The organism is Micromonospora sp. WMMD1082 (assembly GCF_029626175.1).
GTDB lineage: Bacteria > Actinomycetota > Actinomycetes > Mycobacteriales > Micromonosporaceae > Micromonospora.
In genome coordinates this window covers 4,869,694-4,890,299 of the sequence record NZ_JARUBM010000002.1, presented here as the reverse complement: position 1 = coordinate 4,890,299, position 20,606 = coordinate 4,869,694, and the positions used below count along the sequence as shown (strand labels likewise).

The window sequence follows — 20,606 nt, the reverse complement described above, 5'->3', positions numbered from 1 at the left end:
CCCGTGATCTTCAATGTTGAGGCATCCGGGCTCACAACGGGCTCACCAACAACGGCAGTCCTTAGCTTGGACCGCGCGGCTCGATGGTCGCGGGCGCAGCAACCCTCCCGCATCTTGTCTACGGCCACCGAAAGCTACCCTGTTACTGGTGGAAGAACGACAGTCGATGAGCCCTCGGCTCGCAGTGCAGGCGTACCGCCATACACCCTGTCCATCAATTTGATAAGGTGACTCAGAGCCTGTTCGATTGTGGCCGGCCGCTCCCCCGGATAGTGGCGACTCATCCATGCACTTAGAGCGACAGCCGCGAAGGTGGAGAGTTGAGCTAGGAAACCGAGCGGATGATCTCCGATTCTGCCCGGCACAGAAGCTGCCGAAAACGATTCCGTTAGGCTTTGCATTACAGCAAATCGAGTCACGAAGCCTGGGTGCGTACTGGCAGAATCGGATTCCACCCACTCGCCAGTGACGTGCGCTAACGTTATGAGCGCAAGCGACGAGCCTGCGACGGCTCGGTATAGGTCAGCGAACGTTGGATCCCGTTCTATTGCCTGCGCGACAATTAGGTACGCGAGCAGGTCGGCCTGAAGCTCCTCGCGCTGAGAGTTGTTCAGTGCGGCCATAGCTGGGAATAGTCCGAGCCTCTCGACTGTCCGGTCGACGATTAGTTTGGCCCGTCGCTTGTCTCTTCTGCTGACTGTATGGCCAAGGAGGTGATGCGAGAGCTCGTGGGCTATCACGAAGGACTCCGCTGCGTCAACCATGTCCTCTTGTACGTCCTCACGCCCCATGGTCAGGCGAAGCCGAACGGGGTTGCCGGTGGCTACAAGGCGTCGATCTAGCCATGCCTCACGCGCATTTTCTAACTGATCCCAGGGCTCCTGGAAACGCTTGTTGATTGAAGCACTCAACTCCTCCGCCTTGATGGCGTCCCGCATAACATGAAGGGAAAAGTCTTTTAGGTGATGAAAGAATTCGTCATAGGCTGCGGCGTAAGCGCTCAATGTGAACGAGTATTGTACGTTGATCTCTAATATGCCCGCTTTGCGCTCGGTCCAAGCGGCTGCATTCACGTCCCCCTGAAGCACTCGACCTGCGAACAGATTTGCGGCTAACGCGCGCCATTCAGCAGGAACGGCGTCAATAAGGTCATCCAAGAGGAATGTCAAGCGGGGGCAGTTCGAGCGCTCGGGCTGCCACCCCTGGGCGCGCCGCACCAGTGCTGGATCTAGCTCCGCCTCTCGTCCGGCGTGGCGAAAAAAGTACAGCCAGAAGTTTAGATCTGGCGGCATCCTGTGAACGTGGAAGAACTTTCCTCTGGAATTCTTAAGCGTAGCCACCCCGGTCTACCTACTACTCGGCGCGCTTGGCGAAGTATGGCCCTAACATCTGCGTAGTCCATCCGGCTTGACGAATTCCACCTCTCGGGCCGAACTCCGAGAACCATGGCTTGATGTCCAGAATGGGGGTACCGTCCACCGCGTCTAATTCCTCGACGTAAAGATCAAGGCCGTCAACTTTGGCCAGGCGGCATCGAGATACACCCAACCAGTTGATGCGCCGCATGTTTCGATGACCGAAAATGCCCACCTCTGGCCACTGTGGGTTGTCTCTGGGACGACGCGCGCCTAGGTTGAGATCAGTCGGATCAGTGAGGTGGAACCGAAAGACAACCTCAAGATGGGAGAACTCTTCCAGCCCTCTGGTGGCTTCCGGCGTGAAACGCTCATCATCAATTCGGATAATTGCCTGACTTCCGCCCCAGTAATCGTCGGTCGGCTCGCTTCTCCCACCCACCACATGCGCAACGGGCTCCACTGTAAACTTCTCGGCTGCCACTCCGGCCTCCCACTATTGTGATCAGATGTCTCGTATTACGCGAAAGATGAGAGGTAATTCCTGGCCCGCATATCCACGTCTTGGACTACTCGAATGCTGCGGCGTTTATAGGGAGAAAGGAGGGCGCGCATTTCCGCTGCGACCTGACGCGTGCGGCCTGACCGTACTCCGTCCATCGCATCCAGGGAGCGCGACCATGTATCGCACGCCTCCTCGATGTCACCTTGCCTGGCTTGAATTGCCCCCATGTAGCCGAGTGTGACGGCATGGGTTCGGGTAAAGGATGATGCTTTGCGGGTCTTGACGCTCCGGCGGAATTGCTTCGCTGCGCCGGTCAGGTCGCCGGTGTCGCGCAGCGCACATGCTGTCTCGTGCGCCAGGCTAGCCTCCCCGAAGAAGAACACACGCCCGGGCTCATCGTCGCCATCTGAGGCGGCGGCAAGATCGTCCTCAGCTTGCAGAAGCGCGCGAGCAGCCTGTTGGGTCTCCCCGTTCACCCCGAGTGCGCGAGCGTAGACGACGCCGAGTAGTGCCCGCTCTCGTGGGGCTGCGGCCTTGTAGCGCTGGGTGTCCATCGACGCTGATGCGAGATTCAAAGAATGTTTGTGGTGCCCCAGATCGATCGCCTGGTGAGCCATTGCGCGCAGTACGTGGCCTGCCATCGCCGGATTCTCGGCCTCGGCAGCCAACTTTACTGACACGTTGAAATAGTGCTGAGCAACGTTGTGCTCACCGTTGTCGAAAGCCATCCAGCCGGCGAGGTAGGAAAGTTCGCTGGCGGCCGTAAACATGTCTCGCCTGAGTGCGTCGTCGGCGTAGCGTCCGCATAGGAAGCTCGCCACGTCAGAGGTGAGGTACTGCACCACCGCTAAGCGAGCGTGGCCACCGCCCCGGCGTTGGTCGACTCGGGAGAACAACGACGCCATGTCGCGCACGGCGTCGACGTCGCCTCGGCCGACCATCTTGCCGCCTGCTGCGCCGCGTGCTTGGCCGCGTTCGGCCATCTGTTCCCACCAGCGTCCGCCGGGCAGAGTCAGCGCGGCGAGCGAGTAAGCGGCAGTGCTGAGTACGCGTCTGCGTTCAGCGTCCACGTCGACTCTCCCGAGTTCGGTTAGCGCAGCCAGCGTATCGACCCGCCATCCGAGCATGTCTCTGGAGGACAGCAGCGGAGCTGGTAACCCGATCTCATCGAGCGTGACTACCCGGCCAAGCTTTCGTGACAGTGCCTCGCACAGCAGGCCGGGTGCTCGCCCGGAGGGCTTGGAGCCGGCGACCCAGTGCGACACGTGGGAGCGGCCGACTCCGCTGAACTCCTTTGCGTTCATTTCCTGCGCGACGCGAACGAACGCCCGTGCCACCTCGGCGTGTGACATGCCGGCCTCGGCTATCACGGCTGCGAGCTTGGCGTTGCTCGCTCCTATGTGCGGCACGGTTACCCCCGTCCGAAAGTTGATCTTTCACCACGTTCACCGCTTCGACGTGCGTCACAGCGTACCTACCGCCCGTGGTTTGCGGTTCGCTACAGGTAGCCGGGCCGGCGACCGATGCGGCGGAAGGAATCGCCTTATCTCACACCGGTCTCGCGTACGGAGAACTGTTGGCGGCTCCCCACTTCTACGAGCGGTGTGCGCCGTGGTGGTGGGTGATGGGCAGGGCCGCCGTGTGGAGGCGCACGCGTTCCTCCATGCGGCGTGCCCTGCCCCCTGTGGAGGTCGATCGCGTGGCGACTTATTCCGGCGGCGAACAGCTCGACGCCGCACAGGTCGCGTTGGAGCGGCATGCGGTGTCGAGTGCGGACGGCCGGTGTATCGGCTGCGGAACGCTGGGACCATGCGCGGAGCGGGAGCACGCCGTACGAGTGTTTCGCAGTTCGCTTCGTCTGCCTCGGCGGATTCCTGGGGCGACACGCCCTGAGCTAGTCAACGCGCGCCGCGTCGGTGGTCCGGGCCTCCTGGCTGCTCCGCGATCCGTTGCCGCTGACGATGCATGCACGTTGCCTGCCCGGCCTCCGGCGCGCGCCGCTGCGGAATACGCGCCGGGTCAGCCACGGGCTCGTCCCGGGCATCGGTCGGTGCGGCGTCGTGAGTGCTGATGTCGTCGGGCAGCCCTGGATCGGATGCCAGGCGCGCTGCGGCGGCAGTGCCGGCGGATCGTCCGACGCAGATCGATTGGGCTGGCGCGGCCGAGCTGGTGACCCGAGGCCACTCGGTCGCGCAAGGAATCGCATCGATCGGAAGGAGTGGACTCCCTAGCACGTCAGCTCGTGGCATCACCCTGTCAGCTCTACCGAAGGAGACACGGCACCATGACCGACACGATCACTGGTAACCCGACGATCGAGGCGTACACCGGTCCGATCGACCTGTCCCGTCCGTATTTCGTGGGCATCGGCGGTTGCGCGATGTCCGGCCTGGCGCGGCTGCTGGCCGAGTTGGGTCACGAGGTCAGCGGCAGCGATCTACGTGACTCGGCCACGCTGGCGGCGCTGCGTGCGGCCGGCGTGCGAGTGCAGGTCGGGCACGACCCGGCGCACATCGAGGGTGCGAGCTGCGTCGTCTACACCACCGTCGCGCAGAACGCGCCCGAGGTGCGTGCGGCCCGGGTGGCGGGCATTCCGGTGGTGCACCGGGCGCAGGTCCTCGACGAGTTGGCCGCCGCGCGGCGGCTGGTGGCGGTGTCCGGGTCGCACGGCAAGTCCACCACGGCGGGCATGCTCGCTCACATCCTGCGCACCCTTGGGCAGGACCCGACGTACCTGATCGGTGCCGACCTGACTGGGGCGGGCTCTGGCGCCCACCTCGGCGCGTCCCGGCTGCTGGTGGCGGAGGCGGACGAGTCGGATCGCTCGTTTCACTTCCTCACTCCGTCGATCGCGGTCGTCACGAATGTGACCGACGACCACCCGGAGAACTTCGTCAGCCACGCCGAGGTCCTGCGGGCCTACGTCGAGTTCGGCGGCCGGGTCGCGCCGTACGGCTTCCTGATCGTCAACGCGGATTGCGTTGGGGCGACGGTGACCGCCGATGTGATCGCCGACGAGCGTCCCGACCTGACGGTACTGCGGTACGGCCGGGATCGGACGGCGGACGTGCGGCTGTTGGACGTGCACGCCGAGGGCTGGAGTGCGTCCGCGACGGTGCGGATGCCGAACGGAACGGAGGTCCGGCTGACCCTGCCGACTCCGGCGGCGCATCACCTGAACAACGCGGCGGCGGCCATGGCGTGCGCGGCGGTACTGGGCTTGGACCCCGGCGACGTAGCCGGGGCGGCGTGCACCTTCGGCGGGGTGCGTAGGCGGTTCGAGCACATCGACACCCGGGGCGGGGTAATGGTGATCGACTCCTACGCCGATCACCCGAACGAGATCGCCGCCGACCTCGACGCCGCGCGGACGCTGGCGCGGGGACGCGTGTTCGTGGTGTTTCAGCCGTCCGGTCACGCCCGAGTCCTGGCCTTCGGAGACCGCATCGGCGGGCTCTTGGCGGACAAGGCCGATCACGTCTTGCTGCTCGACGTGCACGGCACTGTGCCGGCGGGGCGGCCGGTCGCGGACGGCACGGTCATCCGGACGCGGCTGCGCGAGGGTAGCTACTGCCTGCCGCTCGGCCCGGACCATGCGGCCCGGGTCATCGCGCGGATGGCCGGCCGCGGCGACGTGGTGGTGACGATGGGAACCGGAGACGTGACCGGTTACGGCGCGGCGATCCTGGACACCCTGAGGAACCGATCTGAGGTCGCGCTGTCCGCGTGATGGCTACGTCTCGGCGGTGACGGTGCCGGGCTCCTCGGTCAGCTTCTCCGCCAGTGCGAGGAGTCCGGCGCCGTTCGCGGCCTTCACCAACACGACATCGCCCGGCCGTAGCCCGTCGCGCAGCAGTTCCCATGCCTCGGTCACGTCCGCCGCTCGATCGACGGTGGTGCCGTTACCGGCGGCCCCGGCTGCGTACTGCTCGGCGTCGGCCCCGCCGATCGCCACCAGCCATCCAGCCCCGATCTCGATCACCTGCTGTCCAATCTCGCGATGCACCTGCGGAGCGTGGTCGCCCAACTCGGCCATCTCACCGAGCACCGCTACCGCCCGCCGGCCGTCCCCGGTCATCGCGTACAGCGCCCTCAACGCTGCTCGCATCGCGTCGGGCGCGGCGTTGTACGCGTCGTTGATGACCGTCACGCCATCTGAGCGGGTCGTGACCTGCATCCGTCCCGGTGACACCGCCTCCGCGTGCGACACCGCCTCGGCTACCGCCTCGATCGGATGACCCAGCCCAAGGGCCACGGTAGCGGCAGCGAGCGCGTTGGACGCCTGGTGCAACCCGTAGAGCCGCAACCGCACCTCGGCCGCCGGGCCGTCGTGCACCAGCTGGAACCGGGCGCGGCCCAACTCGTCCACGCTCACGCCCTCGGCGCGCACGTCGGCCGGCTGCTCGATGCCGTAACGGAGCACCCGGGCGGCCGTGCGGGACGCCATCGCGGCCACCAACGGATCGTCGCCGTTGAGCACGGCCAATCCTCCCTTGCCTGCGGAGGGAAGCGCTTCCACGATCTCACCTTTGGCCTGGGCGATGTTCTCCACCGACCCGAACTCGCCCAAGTGCGCGTGCCCGACCCGAGTGACGACGCTGACCGTGGGCGGGGCGATACCGGTCAGATAAGCCACATGCCCGATGCCCCGCGCTCCCATCTCCAACACCAGATAGCGGGTGTCCTCGGTGGCGCGGGTGACCGTGTACGGCAACCCAAGCTCGTTGTTGTTCGAACCCCGGTTAGCCACGGTCGGGCCGAACATGGGGAGCACCTGGGCGAGAATGTCTTTGGTCGAGGTCTTACCCACCGAGCCGGTCACCCCGATCACCGTGGTGCGTGGAAGCCGGTCCACCACTGCGCGGGCCAGCCGCCCGTACGCGGTGGGCACGTCCTCGACGACGACGGCCGGTACCCCGACCTGCCGCGACGCCAGCACCGCCGCCGCGCCCGCTTCGATGGCCTGGGCGGCGTAGTCGTGCCCGTCGACGCGTTCACCGGGTAGCGCCACGAACATCCCGCCGGGCTCCACGCGCCGACTGTCGAACACCACCGGGGCTGTCACTGTCACCGGGCCGGCGGCGTCCCGAACGCTCCCGCCGGCAACGGCCGTGATCTCTTGCAGAGTCATCGGTAGCACGGCATGAACCTACCGTGCCGGGATCATGTCGCGCCGGGTCCATTGGTCGGCATCACTCGCCGAGGGGCACGAGGGGATCTGGGGGCAGTGGAGCCCGCTGCGCGGGCGGCTCTTCCCCGGCACCGCCATCTTCGTCGCCGAGAAGCCGGGCGGGTGACCGGAAACAGCGAAGGCGCGGACAGCGCGTGCGACGCCCACGGCATCGGGCGAGGTTAGGCTGAACCGGTGAGCGCCGGGCCGATCGCGACACCGCCTGGCCGCTGGTCTCCGGACCCGATGCGGCAGCAGCGTGCCGACTACACGCTGGAGGATCTGCTCAACCTGCCGGAGGACGCCCCCCGCGTCGAACTCGTTGACGGAGTCATCCAGGTGACGCCCTCCCGCACCTACGTGCCGCTCAGGCGGTCGGCGTCGGGCTCAGCCACAACACCAGCCGACAACCGGACGTGCTGCTGTGCCGCGCCGGGCTGCCGTCCGACCGGTCCCGGCTACGGCCGGCGGACGTCGTCCTGGCCGTCGAGGTCGTCTCGCCGGGCACCCGCCGGGTCGACCGGTTCGCCAAGCCGGGTGAGTACGCCGCCGCCGGCATCCCCTTCTACTGGCGCATCGAACAGGACCCGGTGCACCTGTACGCGTACCGCCTCGGTGACCGGATCGGGCCGGGCGGGGAGCGGCAGTACGAACTCGTCGCGGACAGCGCGGAGCTGATCGAGTTGACCGAGCCCTTCGAGATCAAGCTGCCGATCGCCGACGTCACTCCCTAGGCTGGCGACGTCGTTTACCGCCGGCGGGTCCGGGTAACCCGGCGGCATGGCCGAGAAGGAGTTCCACCGAGGTGACCACGTCTCCTGGGCCAGCCACAGCGGTCGTGGGCGCGGCGTCGTCCAGGAGAAGCTGACCGAGCGCAAGCAGGTACGGGGACACACCGTGAACGCGTCGCCGGAGGCTCCGCAGTACCGCATCCGCAACGACCACTCAGGCCGGGACGTCGCCCACCGGCCGGAGGTGCTGCGCCGTGAGCCGGAGTGACGACGACCAGCAGACCTACCGGGAGTTCACCGAGGCGGTGAACATGAGGCCCGCCGAGCTGTCCACGTGGTTGGAGACCGAGGAGTCCAAGCACGTCGGCTGGCGCAAGGGTGGCAAGGGCGGCGAGTCGGTCGGCCACGCGTCCGGCCGCCGGATCGTCGACCTGTTGCGGCGCAAGCGCGACCAGCTCACCGAGGCCGACTACCGGCACATGCGCAAGGTCGTCGGGTACGTGCACCGGCACATGGCCCAACGCCCCTCGGGCGACGTGCGCGACACCCGCTGGCGCTGGTCGCTGATGAACTGGGGCCACGACCCGCTCAAGGGCTGAGCCGGGCCGATATCGCGTCAGTGGTCGGCGCTGTTCCAGTCGCGGCCGTCGCCGACGGAGACCTCCAGGGGCACGGAGAGCGGGTAGGCCCCGCCCATCTCGCGGCGCACCAGCTCCTCCAGCGCGGCCCGCTCCCCCGGCGCCACCTCGAAGACCAGCTCGTCGTGCACCTGCAGCAGCATCCGGGAGCCCAGCCCGGCGTCGCGCAGCGCGCTGTCGACGTGCAGCATGGCGACCTTGATGATGTCCGCCGCGGAGCCCTGGATCGGTGCGTTGAGCGCCATCCGCTCGGCCATCTCCCGCCGCTGCCGGTTGTCGCTGACCAGGTCGGGCAGGTAGCGCCGGCGGCCGAGGATGGTGGAGGTGTAGCCGTCCTGGCGGGCCCGGGCGACCACCTCGTGCAGGTAGTCGCGGACTCCGCCGAACCCGGCGAAGTAGTCCTCCATCAGCCCACGCGCCTCCTCGGCGGTGATGCCGAGCTGCTGGGACAGGCCGAAGGCGCTCAGCCCGTACGCCAGGCCGTAGTTCATCGCCTTGATCTTGCGGCGCTGGTCCGGGGTGACCTCGGCGAGCGGCACCGTGAAGACCGACGAGGCGGTCACCGCGTGGAAGTCGGCGCCGGAGTTGAACGCCTGGATCAGCGCGTCGTCGGCCGACAGGTGCGCCATGATCCGCATCTCGATCTGGCTGTAGTCGGCGGTGAGGAGGCATTCGTATCCCTGCCCCACCACGAAGGCCCGGCGGATCCGCCGCCCCTCCTGAGTGCGGATGGGGATGTTCTGCAGGTTGGGCTCGGTGGAGGAGAGCCGGCCGGTGGCGGCCACCGTCTGGTTGAAGGTGGTGTGGATGCGCCCGTCGTCGGAGACCGACTTGAGCAGCCCGTCCACCGTCGACTTGAGCTTGGCGACGTCCCGGTGGCGCAGCAGGTGGGCGAGCACCGGGTGCGGATTCTGCGCGTAGAGCCACTGCAACGCGTCGGCGTCGGTGGTGTAGCCCGTCTTGATCCGCTTGGTCTTGGGCAGGTTCAGCTCACCGAAGAGGATCTCCTGCAACTGCTTGGGCGAGCCGAGGTTGAACTCCCGACCCACCGCCTCGTACGCGCCCTGCGCGGCGGCCTTCACCTCGGCCGCGAAGTGCGCCTCCAACTCGGAGAGGTAGTCGGTGTCCGCCGCGATGCCGGTGCGTTCCATCTGCGCCAGCACCCGCATCAGCGGCAGCTCCACCCCGGCCATCAGCCGGGCCGACTGCTCCCCGTCGCGGGACAGCTCCGCGTCGATCGCGTCGGCCAGGTCGAGGGTGGCCCGGGCGTGGAGCATGAGGTTCTGCTCGGCGGCGCCGTCACCGCCGAGGCCATCCAGCGTCAACTGGCCGGTCTCCGGGGCGTCGACCCGCAGCTCGCGGTGCAGGTAACGCAGGGCCAGGTCGGTCAGGTCGTAGGAACGCTGGTCGGGGCGGGCCAGGTAGGCGGCGATCTGGGTGTCGCGGGCGATGCCGGCCAGCGACCAGCCGTGCGCGGCGAAGGCCAGCACCGCAGGCTTGCTGTCGTGCAGCACCTTGGGCCGGGTCTCGTCGGCCAGCCAGCCGGCGAGGGCCGCCTCGTCGGCCGCCTCGAGCCCGCTCGGGTCGAACCAGACCGCCGCGCCATCGGCGGTGGCCAGCGCCATCCCGGTGACGCCGGCGGTGTGCCGCCGGTTCGGGCCGGTGTCGAGCTTCACCGCGACGCCGACCGGCGTGTCGGCCGGCACGTGCGTCTCCAGCCAGCCGACCAGCGCACCCGACGCGGCGAGCACCTCACCGGCCAGGTCGAAGCCCGCCTCCGCCTCCGGCTCGACCGCGTCGAGGTATTGGTACAACCGGTCGCGCAGGATGCGGAACTGAAGGGTGTCGAAGACCTGGTGCACCGCCTCGCGGTCCCACCCCGGCCAGCGGGCGTCCTCGGGGCGCAACGGCAGCTCCAGATCGGCGACCAGACAGTTGATCTCGTAGTTACGGATCACGTCGGCGAGCCGCTCGCGGAGGCTGTCGCCGGCCTTGCCCTTGATCTCGTCGGCGCGGGCGATGACGCCCTCCACACCGCCGTACGTGTTGATCCACTTGGCCGCGGTCTTCGGACCGACGCCGGGGATTCCGGGCAGGTTGTCGCTGGTCTCGCCGACCAGCGCGGCCAGGTCCCGGTAACGGCCGGGGACGACGCCGTACTTCGCCTCGACCGCCGCCGGGTCCATCCGGGCCAGGTCGGAGACGCCCTTGCGCGGGTAGAGGACGGTGATCTGCTCGTCGACGAGTTGGAAGGCGTCCCGGTCGCCGGTGCAGATCAGCACCGGCATGCCCTGGTCACGGGCCTGGCAGGCGAGGGTGGCGATCACGTCGTCGGCCTCGTAGCCCGCCATCTCCACCACCGGGACGCGCAGCGCCGCCAGGACCTCCTTCACGAGGCTGACCTGCCCCTTGAAGTCGGTCGGGGTCTCGCTGCGGCCGGCCTTGTATTCCGCGTACTTCTCGGTGCGGAAGGAGCGGCGGGACACGTCGAAGGCGACGATGATGTGGGTCGGCTGCTCGTCGCGCAGCACGTTGATCAGCATCGAGGTGAAGCCGTAGACCGCGTTGGTCGGCTGCCCGGTCGTGGTGGAGAAGTTTTCCACCGGCAGGGCGAAGAAGGCCCGGTATGCCAGGGAGTGTCCGTCAACGAGCAGCAGGCGCGGGGTCGTAGCTGTCACGGCTGCGACTCTAGCCCGTACCGCCGACAAGCCTGGCGCGGCGGCACCGGCGGCGCCGGGCGAAAGCGCCGGCGGCCGCCCACCCGCGGAGGGATGGACGGCCGCCGACGGTACGACGTGCCTCAGGCCACGCCCAGGTACGCCTCCTTGATCGACGGGTCGTGCAGGAGTTCCTGGCCGGTGCCCTCCTTGACGATCCGCCCGGTCTCCAGGACGTAGGCCCGGTGCGCGCGGGAGAGCGCCTGCTGCGCGTTCTGCTCCACCAGCAGGACGGTGGTGCCCTGCTGGTTGATCTCCACGATGATGTCGAAGATCTGCTGGATGATCATCGGGGCCAGGCCCATCGACGGCTCGTCCAGCAGCAGCAGCTTCGGCCGGCTCATCAGCGCCCGACCGACGGCGAGCATCTGCTGCTCACCGCCGGAGAGGGTGCCACCGGCCTGCTTGCGCCGCTCGCGCAGCCGGGGGAACAGCTCCAGCACCCGCTCCAGATCGGCGGCGATGCCGGCGTGGTCCCGCCGGGTGTACGCCCCCATGTCCAGGTTCTCCAGGACGGTCATACCCGGGAAGATCTGCCGACCCTCGGGCGACTGGCACAGGCCCCGGACCACCCGCAGGTCGGCGCGGAGCTTGCTGATGTCCTCGCCGTTGAAGGTGATCCGGCCGCCCGCGAGCGACCGGATGCCGGAGATCGCCCGCATGGTGGTGGTCTTGCCGGCGCCGTTGGCGCCGATCAGGGCCACCACCTCGCCCTCGTTGACGCTGAGGCTGATGCCGTGCAACGCCTCGATCCGGCCGTACGTGACGCTGACGTTGTCCAACTCAAGCAGCATCGGCGGGCTCCCCCAGGTATGCCGCGATCACCCGCGGGTCTCGGCTGACCTCGACCGGACCGCCATCGGCGATCTTGCTGCCGAACTCCAGCACCACGATCCGGTCGGTGACACCCATCACCAGCCGCATGTCGTGCTCGATCAGCAGCACCGTCACGCCCTTGTCGCGGATCCGGCGGATCAGCCCCAGCAGATCCTCCTTCTCGGCCGGGTTGAACCCGGCCGCCGGCTCGTCCAGGCAGAGCAGCTTCGGCTCGGTGCCGAGCGCCCGGGCGATCTCCAGCCGCCGCTGGTAGCCGTACGGGAGGTTGCGCGCCGCGTCGTTGGCCCGGTCGGCGATGCCGACGAACCGCAGCAGTTCCATCGCCTTGTCCTCGGCCGCCCGCTCCTCCAGGATGTGCCGGGAGAGGCCGAAGGTCTTGGCGAAGCCCCGCCGCACCTGCTGCCAGGTGCGCACGATGCCGCCGGAGGCGGTCACCGCCGGCAGTTCCTCCGGCTTGGGCCGCACCCGGTAGAGCCGGAACAGCGCGCCGGGGACGCTCGTCTTGTGCCGGGAGTCCGTCCCGACCATGACGTTCTCCAGCGCGGACATCTCCGGGAAGAGCCGGATGTTCTGGAACGTCCGGGAGATGCCCAGCCGGCTGATCTGGTGTGGCTTGCGCCCGGTGACCCGCTCGCCGCGGAACCGGACCGCGCCCGACGTCGGCTTGTAGACCCCCGTCATCACGTTGAAGCAGGTGGTCTTGCCGGCGCCGTTGGGCCCGATCAGGCCGAGGATCTCGCCCTCGTAGATGTCGAAGCTGATCCCGTTGAGCGCCACGACGCCGCCGAAGCGGAGCGTGACGTCGTCGATCTCCAGCAGCGTCTTGCGCGGTCCCGGCTGGGCCGGGATCTTCGGCGCCGCCGGGGTGGTGGTCTCGTCAGACATGAGCGGGCGCCTCCTCTGCCTCCGCCGCGCGGTCCTTCAGCTCGCGGGCCCGTCGCCGGCTGGGAATCAGGCCCTGCGGCCGCAGGATCATCACCAGCACCATGGCCAGACCGAAGGCCAGCCAACGGTAGTCGGCGATCTCCCGGAACCGCTCCGGCAGGTACGCCAGCAGCACCGCGCCGACCGACACGCCGACCATGTTGCCGGACCCGCCGACCACCACCATCGCCACGAAGAGGATGGAGAGGTTGACGTTGAACTGGGTCGGGTCGATGAAGGCGTACCGGCTGGCGAACAGGAAGCCCGCGAAGCCGCCGAGCGCCGCGCCGATGGCGAAGGCCCAGAGCTTGAACTTGAACGGGTAGACGCCCATCACGGCCGCGGCGTCCTCGTCCTCCCGGATGGCCAGCCAGGACCGGCCGACCCGGCTGTGCTCCAGCCGGCGCACCGCGAAGACCATGATCAGCACCACGGTGATCGCCAACCAGTACCACGGCTTGACATCGACCAGGCCGAAGACCTGGTTGTCCGGCGACGGCGGGCCCTCCGGCCCGGGGATCGCCGCGATGCCCTGCGGACCACGGGTGACGCCCTCCGCGTTGCGGGCCACGATCCGGATGATCTCGCCGAAGCCGAGCGTCACGATGGCCAGGTAGTCACCGCGCAGCCGCAGCGTCGGCCAGCCCAATATCACCCCGGAGATCAGCGCCATCACCAGCGCGATGAAGGCACAGATGGCCCAGGTCACCGCCCAGGTCGGCGGCAGGTCGAACTCCGCCTGGAACCACTTGACCACCGGCGAGTTCACCGAGCCGAACAACGCCACGGCGTACGCGCCGACGGCGAAGAACCCGATGTAGCCGAGGTCGAGCAGACCGGCCAGGCCGATCACGACGTTGAGACCGATCGCCACCAGCACGTAGATGGCGCAGGTGAACAGCACGCCGGCCCAGTTGCTGCCGCCCGAGATCGAGTCGGTACGCAGCCAGGTCAGGCCCGGGATGCCGAGCAACGGCAGGTAGTAGAGGAAGACCACGAAGGCGACGAACGCCAGCCCCCGCTGCCACTTCGGCAGCGCCCGCCACCGGTCGGCGACCGAGTGCAGGGCGTTGACCCGGCTGCGGTCCAGCTCTCGGATCTTGTTGATCATGCCCGGGCCCTCCCCAGCGACTCGCCCAGAATGCCGGTGGGCCGGAACATCAGCACCACGACCAGCACCACGAAGGCGATGACGTCCTCCCAGTTGGACGCGAAGAGGGTGGCGCCGTAGACCTCGACGATGCCGAGGAACAGCCCGCCCAGCAGCGCGCCGCGCAGGTTACCGATGCCACCGAGCACCGCCGCGGTGAACGCCTTCAGACCGAGCACGAAGCCGATGCTGCTCTGCGTGAAGCCGAAGCGCATGCTCCACAACAGCGCCGCCGCGCCGGCCATGAGGCCGCCCAGCACGAAGATCAGCATGATCACGCGTTCCTGGTTGACGCCCATCAGCGCGGCCGTCTCCGGGTTCTGCGCCACCGCCCGCACACCCCGGCCGTACCGGGTGCGGTTGATGAACCAGTCCAGCACCGCCATCATCGCCACGGCGGCCACGAAGACGATCAGCTGGATGTTGGTGATCGACGTGCCGAGGACCGTGAAGAGCGTCTTCTGCTCGATGATCGTCGGCATGCCGAGGATGATCCGGGCCCGGCCGAACATCGAGGGCACCGCCTCGCCCAGCAGCTTCGGCAGCACCAGGCCGAAGATCTCCACCAGCACCAGCGACAGGCCGATGGCGGTGATCAGGAAGATCAGTGGCGGCGCGTTCTTGCGCCGCAGGGGGCGGTAGGCGATCCGTTCGATCGCCAGCGCGGTGCCGCCGGAGGCGAGCGCCGCGACTATCAGGCCGAGCACCAGAAACAGCACCGCCTGGCCGATCGGCGGGTTGTTCTCCACCCCGAAGGCGGTCCAGAGGCCGAGCACCGCGAAGGTGCCGACCATGAAGACCTCGGAGTGGGCAAAGTTGATCAGACGCAACACGCCGTACACCAGGGTGTAGCCCAGGGCGATCAGGGCATAGATCGCCCCCTTGGACAACCCGTCGACGGTGTGCTGGCCGAGGTGGCCGAAGAGTTCGTCGAAATTCACCAGGTCTCCTTGCATCGAGTGCGGCCGGGGTTACACCCCGGCCGCACCCCCAGTGCTGGTCGTCAGCTGAGCTTGAGCTCCTGCAGCGGCTCGAACGCCGTGCCCTTGATCTGGTACGACCAGATGACAACGCGGCTCGGGTCCACGTCGCCGTTCTCGGCGAACTTGATGTACTTCGACACGCCCTGCTTGTCGTACGCCTTCACGAACTCCAGGATCTCGGCGCGGCTCTTCTTGCCGTCCTTGAAGGCGTCCACGAAGATCTGCGCGGCGTCGAAGCCCTCAGCACCGTACGAACCCGGCAGCTGGCCGTACTCGGCCTGGTAGTCGGCGGTGAAGCTACCGCCAGCCTTGTCCGCCGGGAGGCACGGGCAGGTGATGATGGAATCCTCGGCACCGCCGGAGGCACCGGCCGGGAAGGCCGGGTCGTAGAGACCGTCCGGGCCGATGAACTTCGCCTGCACGCCGCCGGCACGCAGCTGGCGGACCAGCGGCGCGGCCTCGCGGGTGTAGCCGCCGTAGAAGATGAAGTCGGCGTTCGCCGACCTGACCTTGGAGATCGTGGCGTCGAACTGCGACTGCCGCTCCTGGATCTTGTCGCTGCCGGCGACCGTGGCGCCGAGGTTCTTGGTCAGCTCGGCGGTGATGCCGGCGCCGTAGGCGCTGGCGTCGTCGATGAGGAAGACCCGCTGGGCGTTCTCGCCCTTGAGGTAGGTGGCCACGGCACCGGCCTGGGTGCCGTCGTTGCCGACCACCCGGAAGAAGGACTTGTTGCCCTTCTGGGTCAGGTCGGTCCGGGTCGCCGACGGCGCGACCATCGCGAGGCCGGCGGCCTCGTAGACCGGCATGGTCGCGTCCGACTCGCCGGAGAAGTGACCACCGATGACACCGAGGAACGAGGTGTCACCCGCGACCTGGTTCGCAACCGGGGTGGCCTGTGCCGGGTCACCCTGCGTGTCGAACTCGACCAGCTCGACCTGGCAGTCGGCGTTCGCGTCGTTGTGCTGCTTGATCGCGAGCTTCGCGCCGTTCAGCGACGGCAACACCAGACCCGCGTTGTCACCGGTGAACGCACCGAAGATGGCGAGCTTGCCACCGCAGTCCCCGGACGCGGTGTTATCGCCATTGCTGCCGGTGTCCTGGCACCCCGCGGCGGCGACCAGCACCGCGGCGAGCGCGGCAGTACCCAGCGCCCTTGAATAGCTTCGCCTCACGGCTTCCTGACCTCCTCGAGAAGCAGGTGGGCACCTGGTCCGACCGGCGATGGCACGCTGTGGCGCGCCGCCTCCGGCCCAGCAAGGACAGCCCCCTGCGTTACGGCTCGTGATGGCGGAGCGTACCCACACTCATACGGTCTCGGAAGGGGCTGGGGCGGGGTCTGCGAAACCGTTACGAAGACGGCCCCGAACAATGCCGAGCCCGTAACAGGTCAATCCGCTGACCGGTCGTTAGGCGGATACCCGTCCGCCAGTCGAGACGCCATTCACCACCGTTACCAGCCCGTCCGGGCGACCCGACGAACTGCCGACTGGCGCCACCCCTCAGCCCGAGAGACTACGGAGCGTAGCCGGACGATTTCCCTATGCCGCCGGCTCGGCCCGGCCGATCCACAGCGACGTGCGGGTGCCGTCGTCCACCGCCAGCCACCACCGCCGACCGACCGCCGCCAGGCTCACGCCCCGGTCCGCACCGACCGGCGCCGCCACCGGCAGGTCGACCGCGCGCCACCCGTCGCCCCGGTCGACCGACAGCCACCCGCCGTACCGCCGACCGTCGGAGACCACGGCCATGACCCGTCCGGCCGACGCGGCCAGCGCCCCCACCGAGGGGATGCCGGCGTCGACCCGACCGAACCCGCCAGCGGCCACCCAGCCCGTGTCCCCCAGACGCCACGCGCCGAACGCCTGCCCCCGCAGCCCCACCCCCACCGGCGTCCCGTCGACCAGGGCGACCCGCTGCATCTCCTCGTACGCGTCGGTGCCCGGCAGCGTGCTCCGTCGCCAGCTGCGCCCGTCGGCGGAGGCCCAGGCGGCCGGATCCCGGTCGATGCGACCCGGGGCCAGCACGCCTCCCACCGCCAGCCAACCGGCCGGCCCGCCCACCGCGTCGAACACCCAGGTCACGCCCCGGCCGTCGGTGGACAGCTCCGGCGCGCCCTCGACCAGGGTGAACTCGGCCGCGTCGGGCGACACCCAGGCCGCCGCACCGCTGGCCCGGTTGCCGACGATCAGCCAGCCGGCGGGGCCGCCGGTGAGCCGGGAGACGTTGACCGCCTTCGGCCCGCCGTACGTCTCGAACGCCGCCGCCACCTCGACCAGCGTGCCGTCACCGCGCTGCCACCAGGTGCTCACCCGCGGGTTGCCGTGCGCCCCGCCGACCTTGCCACCGACGGCGGCGGCGACCCCGTCGCGGCAGGCGATCGAGAACAGCACGCTCTGCCGCCCGTAGTAGGAATCGGCCAGCACCGGCACCGACGCCCACGCCGCGCCGTCCACGCTGGACCAGACGGCCGGCCGGGTACCGCCGGCCTCGTCGGCCACCGCACCGGCGGCGTACCAGCGGCCGGCGCAGGCCGTCAGATCGCGCAGCACGATCCGCCCCGTCCCCTCCGGTGCCGGCAACTGGACCTGCTGCCAAACCAACCGCGTCGGCGCCGGCCCGGCAGGATCGCCAGCCGGTGCCGGGCAGCCGGCCAGCAGCACCGCGAGCAGGCCGCACGCGGCCAGGAACAGCCGGCGGCCACCGGGCCGCCGAGTCCGTCCGAGCCACCGAACGCCCATGCGGCGATGCTAGTGCCGAAGTGACGGCGGGGCCGGCCCGCCGGGCGGGCCGTCAGCCGGTGGGCTCGGCCACCTCACCACCGGTGGTCTCGGCGAGAATCCGCTCGGAGACCTCCTTCATGGTCAGCCGGTGATCCATCGCCGTGCGCTGGATCCACTTGAACGCCTGCGGCTCACTCATGTTGTAGGTGGTCATCAGCGCGCCCTTGGCCCGCTCGACGGTCTTGCGGACCTCCAGCCGGTCGTTCAGCCCGGCGACCTCGGCCTCCAGGGTGGCAATCTCCGAGTAGCGGGAGAGCGCGATCTCCACCGCCGGCACCAGGTCGCTCTTCTGGAACGGCTTGACGAGGTACGCCATCGCGCCGGCCGCCCGGGCCCGCTCCACCAGGTCACGCTGGCTGAACGCGGTCAAGATGATCACCGGGGCGATCCGGGAGCCGGCGATCCGCTCGGCGGCGGCCAGCCCATCCATGATCGGCATCTTGATGTCGAGGATGACCAGGTCGGGCTTGAGCTCCTCGGCCAGCCGGACGGCGGCCTCGCCGTCGCCGGCCTCGCCGACCACCTCGTAGCCCTCCTCGGCCAGCATCTCGGCCAGGTCCAGCCGGATCAGCGCCTCGTCCTCGGCGATCAGTACCCGCCTGCGCGCGGCATCCGTCTGCGTCTCGGCCACGAGCCACTCCCACCATCGTTCCCGGCACGGCTACCACCCATGCTCTCGCACGAGCGTAGTCGGGTACAGTAAGCGGCACTCGCCGGGATGGTGGAACGGCATACACGGAAGTCTCAAACACTTCTGCCCGAAAGGGCTTGCGGGTTCGAATCCCGCTCCCGGCACTTTGTCATACAGGTGTTCGATGATGCCGACGTGCATCCTCCCGAAATGCGGGCTCGTGTCCGTGCTCTGCGCGCCCAGGGCCACAACATCCGCTCGGTGGCGCGCATCCTCTCCCTCCCCTACACCACGGTCTGGCACTGGTGCGTCGACCGGCCCGAAGCCACCAAGTCCAGCAGCGCGGCCCGCTGCTTCCGCTGTCGACCCGACCAGAAGAATCCGGCCGACCCGGCGGCCTACGCGTACCTGCTGGGTCTGTATCTCGGCGACGGACACCTCGTCACGACCGACCGGGTGCCGGTGTTGCGCATCTACTGCACCGACACCTGGCCCCACCTCATCGACGCATGCGATGCCGCGATGAGAGCTGTGCTGGCCAACCGGGTTCAGCGAGTCCAGAAGCAGGGTTGCGTGGCGGTGCAGAGCACCGGCAGACATTGGCCGTGTCTCATCCCGCAACACGGTCCAGGCAAGAAGCACGAGCGTCCGATCGTCCTGGCCGGGTGGCAGTGGGAGATCCTGACGGCGCACGTCGGTCACTTTCTCCGCGGGCTCTTCCACTCCGACGGCTGCAGGGTCTCGAACCGGGTCACCGTCCGCACAAAGACATACGTCTACCCGCGATACATGTTCGTCAACGAGTCGGCCGACATCATGGAGTTGTGCCAGTGGGCGCTCGATCTGCTCGGCATCGCCTGGAAGATGAACCGGCCGAACAGCCTTTCGGTCGCCCGGCGGGAGGCGGTCGCCGCGCTCGACCGCCACGTCGGCCCGAAGTCCTGACATGTCGGCCCGAAGTCCTGACCGGGCACGGCTGCGCGTCGTGACCGCCGTCCGTCTCGGGCTCGGGGCGGCCGAGGTCAGCTCGCGGCGAGCGCCTGCGCCAGGTCGGCGCGCAGGTCCTCCGGGTCCTCCAGGCCGACCGAGAGGCGCAGCAGCCCGTCGCCGGGCTTCGCCTCCCCCTCGACCGGCCGGTGGGTCAGCGACGCGGGGTGCTGGATGAGCGTGTCGACCCCGCCGAGCGAGACGGCGTGGGTGATCAGCCGGCAGGCGCCGGCGACCGCCGCCGCGGCCGGCGCGCCGCCGCGTACCTCGAAGGCGAGCAGGCTGCCCGGGCCGGCCAGTTGCCGGCCGACGAGCCCGGCCGGGTCGCCGACGCCGGGATGGTGGACCCGCTCGACCGCCGGGTGGTCGGCGAGCCAGGCGGCGAGCTTCTCCGCACCGGTCTGCTGGGCGCGGACCCGCAGCGGCAGCGTCTGCAGGCCGCGGTGCAGCAGGTACGCACCGAGCGGGTGCAGGATCGCGCCGGTGAGCGCGCGGACCTGGCGCAGCCGCGCGGCCCATCCGGCGTCGCAGGCGATCACTCCGGCGAGGACGTCGCCGTGGCCGCCGATGCTCTTGGTGGCGCTGTGCAGCACCAGCCGGGCGCCGTGGCGGGCGGGCTGCTGGAGCACCGGAGTGGCGACCGTGTTGTCGATCAGCAGGGGCACCTCGCCGGCGGCGTCGGCCAGGGCGGCGATGTCGACCAGGTCGAGGGTGGGGTTGGCGGGGGTCTCGGCGATCACCAGGGCGGTGTCGGGGCGTACGGCGGCGGCGACCTCGTCGGGTCGGGCCCAGCTGACCTCGGTGCCGAGCAGGCCGGTGGCCAGCACGTGATCGGTGCCGCCGTAGAGGGGACGGACGGCGACCAGGTGCCGCCGGCCGTCTCGGGTCGCGGCGAGCAGGGCGGCGGTGAGGGCGGCCATGCCGCTGGCGAAGGCGACCGCCTCGGCGGTGCCCTCCAGCTCGGCGAGGGCGGTCTCGAAGCGGGCCACGGTGGGATTCCACAGCCGCTGGTAGACGGCGCTGGCGCCGGCCGGGAGGGTGCCGCCGGTGGCGAGGGCCTCGTACGCGTCGCCGCCGGCGTCGACCGACGGCAGGGGGTTGGTGGTCGAGAGGTCGATCGGCGGCACGTGGACGCCGAGGGCGGCGAGGTCGTCACGGCCGGCATGCACGGCTCGGGTGTCCACGGTCATCATGCCGG

17 protein-coding genes, 1 tRNA gene and 2 pseudogenes are annotated in these 20,606 nt (G+C 69.0%); 7 read left to right on the top strand and 13 right to left on the bottom strand.

The features are described 5' to 3' along the window. Nucleotides 1-134: 134 nt before the first annotated feature. The 3 genes from O7615_RS22605 to O7615_RS22595 all read right to left on the bottom strand — a co-directional run bounded on the left by O7615_RS22605 (nucleotide 135) and on the right by O7615_RS22595 (nucleotide 3,230). On the bottom strand, nucleotides 135-1,292 hold the full coding sequence (locus O7615_RS22605; RefSeq protein WP_278179795.1) for a hypothetical protein: 1,158 nt from the start codon (nucleotides 1,290-1,292) through the stop codon (nucleotides 135-137). A gap of 61 nt (nucleotides 1,293-1,353) precedes the next feature. Further along, nucleotides 1,354-1,839 carry an SAM-dependent methyltransferase gene (locus tag O7615_RS22600; protein WP_278179794.1) on the bottom strand — a complete coding sequence of 162 codons (486 nt, stop codon included), beginning with the start codon at nucleotides 1,837-1,839 and terminating at the stop codon, nucleotides 1,354-1,356. A 35-nt stretch (nucleotides 1,840-1,874) separates the two neighbouring features. Further along, entirely contained in the window at nucleotides 1,875-3,230 is a 1,356-nt protein-coding gene (locus tag O7615_RS22595; protein WP_278179793.1) for a Tat pathway signal protein, read from the bottom strand. A 914-nt stretch (nucleotides 3,231-4,144) separates the two neighbouring features. Between O7615_RS22595 and murC the strand changes: the two genes are divergently transcribed. Beyond that, nucleotides 4,145-5,590 (top strand): UDP-N-acetylmuramate--L-alanine ligase, encoded by a 1,446-nt coding sequence (gene murC, locus O7615_RS22590; RefSeq protein WP_278179792.1) that lies wholly within the window; start codon nucleotides 4,145-4,147, stop codon nucleotides 5,588-5,590. Nucleotides 5,591-5,593: 3 nt separating this feature from the next. Here the strand turns inward: murC and murF are convergent, their stop codons facing one another. Beyond that, nucleotides 5,594-6,991, bottom strand: a complete 1,398-nt coding sequence (gene murF, locus O7615_RS22585; RefSeq protein ID WP_278179791.1) for a UDP-N-acetylmuramoyl-tripeptide--D-alanyl-D-alanine ligase — start codon at nucleotides 6,989-6,991, stop codon at nucleotides 5,594-5,596. A 73-nt stretch (nucleotides 6,992-7,064) separates the two neighbouring features. On the opposite strand from murF, the pseudogene O7615_RS22580 reads away from it, so the two are divergent. The 4 genes and pseudogenes from O7615_RS22580 to O7615_RS22565 all read left to right on the top strand — a co-directional run. After that, nucleotides 7,065-7,157, top strand: a pseudogene (locus O7615_RS22580) (SAM-dependent methyltransferase); the annotation flags it as partial. A 289-nt stretch (nucleotides 7,158-7,446) separates the two neighbouring features. Beyond that, a complete protein-coding gene (locus O7615_RS22575; RefSeq protein WP_278179790.1) occupies nucleotides 7,447-7,764 on the top strand; it encodes a Uma2 family endonuclease in 318 nt (105 codons plus the stop codon). A 46-nt stretch (nucleotides 7,765-7,810) separates the two neighbouring features. Continuing rightward, nucleotides 7,811-8,029 carry a DUF2945 domain-containing protein gene (locus tag O7615_RS22570; RefSeq protein ID WP_278179789.1) on the top strand — a complete coding sequence of 73 codons (219 nt, stop codon included), beginning with the start codon at nucleotides 7,811-7,813 and terminating at the stop codon, nucleotides 8,027-8,029. Beyond that, a pseudogene (locus O7615_RS22565) lies at nucleotides 8,016-8,357 on the top strand (DUF3140 domain-containing protein); the annotation flags it as partial. The gene O7615_RS22570 and the pseudogene O7615_RS22565, both read left to right, overlap by 14 nt. 20 nt (nucleotides 8,358-8,377) lie before the next feature. Here the strand turns inward: O7615_RS22565 and polA are convergent. From polA to O7615_RS22525, 8 genes are all read right to left on the bottom strand, one after another. Then, complete coding sequence (gene polA, locus O7615_RS22560; RefSeq protein ID WP_278179788.1) at nucleotides 8,378-11,077, bottom strand: DNA polymerase I; 2,700 nt, start codon at nucleotides 11,075-11,077, stop codon at nucleotides 8,378-8,380. 122 nt (nucleotides 11,078-11,199) lie between these two features. Next, on the bottom strand, nucleotides 11,200-11,910 hold the full coding sequence (locus tag O7615_RS22555; RefSeq protein ID WP_278179787.1) for an ABC transporter ATP-binding protein: 711 nt from the start codon (nucleotides 11,908-11,910) through the stop codon (nucleotides 11,200-11,202). Further along, a complete protein-coding gene (locus O7615_RS22550; protein WP_278179786.1) occupies nucleotides 11,900-12,838 on the bottom strand; it encodes an ABC transporter ATP-binding protein in 939 nt (312 codons plus the stop codon). The genes O7615_RS22555 and O7615_RS22550 overlap by 11 nt, the downstream gene beginning before the upstream one ends. Further along, nucleotides 12,831-13,988, bottom strand: coding sequence for a branched-chain amino acid ABC transporter permease (locus O7615_RS22545; protein ID WP_278179785.1), 1,158 nt, complete (start codon nucleotides 13,986-13,988; stop codon nucleotides 12,831-12,833). Before O7615_RS22545 ends, O7615_RS22550 begins: the two co-directional genes overlap by 8 nt. Then, entirely contained in the window at nucleotides 13,985-14,968 is a 984-nt protein-coding gene (locus tag O7615_RS22540; RefSeq protein WP_278179784.1) for a branched-chain amino acid ABC transporter permease, read from the bottom strand. The genes O7615_RS22545 and O7615_RS22540 overlap by 4 nt, the downstream gene beginning before the upstream one ends. Before the next feature lie 62 nt (nucleotides 14,969-15,030). Next, nucleotides 15,031-16,182, bottom strand: a complete 1,152-nt coding sequence (locus O7615_RS22535; protein WP_278179783.1) for a branched-chain amino acid ABC transporter substrate-binding protein — start codon at nucleotides 16,180-16,182, stop codon at nucleotides 15,031-15,033. A 366-nt stretch (nucleotides 16,183-16,548) separates the two neighbouring features. Continuing rightward, on the bottom strand, nucleotides 16,549-17,748 hold the full coding sequence (locus O7615_RS22530; protein ID WP_278179782.1) for a hypothetical protein: 1,200 nt from the start codon (nucleotides 17,746-17,748) through the stop codon (nucleotides 16,549-16,551). 52 nt (nucleotides 17,749-17,800) lie between these two features. Next, a complete protein-coding gene (locus tag O7615_RS22525) occupies nucleotides 17,801-18,421 on the bottom strand; it encodes a response regulator (RefSeq protein WP_278179781.1) in 621 nt (206 codons plus the stop codon). An 81-nt stretch (nucleotides 18,422-18,502) separates the two neighbouring features. Here O7615_RS22525 and O7615_RS22520 point away from each other — a divergent pair. Together O7615_RS22520 and O7615_RS22515 are read left to right on the top strand one after the other, a co-directional pair. Beyond that, nucleotides 18,503-18,585 (top strand) — tRNA-Leu (locus O7615_RS22520). Nucleotides 18,586-18,631: 46 nt separating this feature from the next. Next, nucleotides 18,632-19,366, top strand: coding sequence for a transcriptional regulator (locus O7615_RS22515; protein ID WP_278179780.1), 735 nt, complete (start codon nucleotides 18,632-18,634; stop codon nucleotides 19,364-19,366). 77 nt (nucleotides 19,367-19,443) lie between these two features. On the opposite strand, the gene O7615_RS22510 is transcribed toward O7615_RS22515, so the two are convergent. Beyond that, nucleotides 19,444-20,601: a PLP-dependent transferase gene (locus tag O7615_RS22510; protein ID WP_278179779.1), complete on the bottom strand. Its 1,158-nt coding sequence runs from the start codon at nucleotides 20,599-20,601 to the stop codon at nucleotides 19,444-19,446. Between the last annotated feature and the right edge of the window lie 5 nt (nucleotides 20,602-20,606).

Bases quoted from the DNA above. Each gene is read 5' to 3' on its own strand.
- O7615_RS22605 (WP_278179795.1), bottom strand. From the start codon at position 1,292: ATGCCGCCAGATCTAAACTTCTGGCTGTACTTTTTTCGCCACGCCGGA.
- murC (WP_278179792.1), top strand. From the start codon at position 4,145: ATGACCGACACGATCACTGGTAACCCGACGATCGAGGCGTACACCGGT.
- murF (WP_278179791.1), bottom strand. From the start codon at position 6,991: ATGACTCTGCAAGAGATCACGGCCGTTGCCGGCGGGAGCGTTCGGGAC.
- O7615_RS22570 (WP_278179789.1), top strand. From the start codon at position 7,811: ATGGCCGAGAAGGAGTTCCACCGAGGTGACCACGTCTCCTGGGCCAGC.
- O7615_RS22555 (WP_278179787.1), bottom strand. From the start codon at position 11,910: ATGCTGCTTGAGTTGGACAACGTCAGCGTCACGTACGGCCGGATCGAG.
- O7615_RS22550 (WP_278179786.1), bottom strand. From the start codon at position 12,838: ATGTCTGACGAGACCACCACCCCGGCGGCGCCGAAGATCCCGGCCCAG.
- O7615_RS22545 (WP_278179785.1), bottom strand. From the start codon at position 13,988: ATGATCAACAAGATCCGAGAGCTGGACCGCAGCCGGGTCAACGCCCTG.
- O7615_RS22530 (WP_278179782.1), bottom strand. From the start codon at position 17,748: ATGGGCGTTCGGTGGCTCGGACGGACTCGGCGGCCCGGTGGCCGCCGG.
- O7615_RS22515 (WP_278179780.1), top strand. From the start codon at position 18,632: ATGCGGGCTCGTGTCCGTGCTCTGCGCGCCCAGGGCCACAACATCCGC.
- O7615_RS22510 (WP_278179779.1), bottom strand. From the start codon at position 20,601: ATGATGACCGTGGACACCCGAGCCGTGCATGCCGGCCGTGACGACCTC.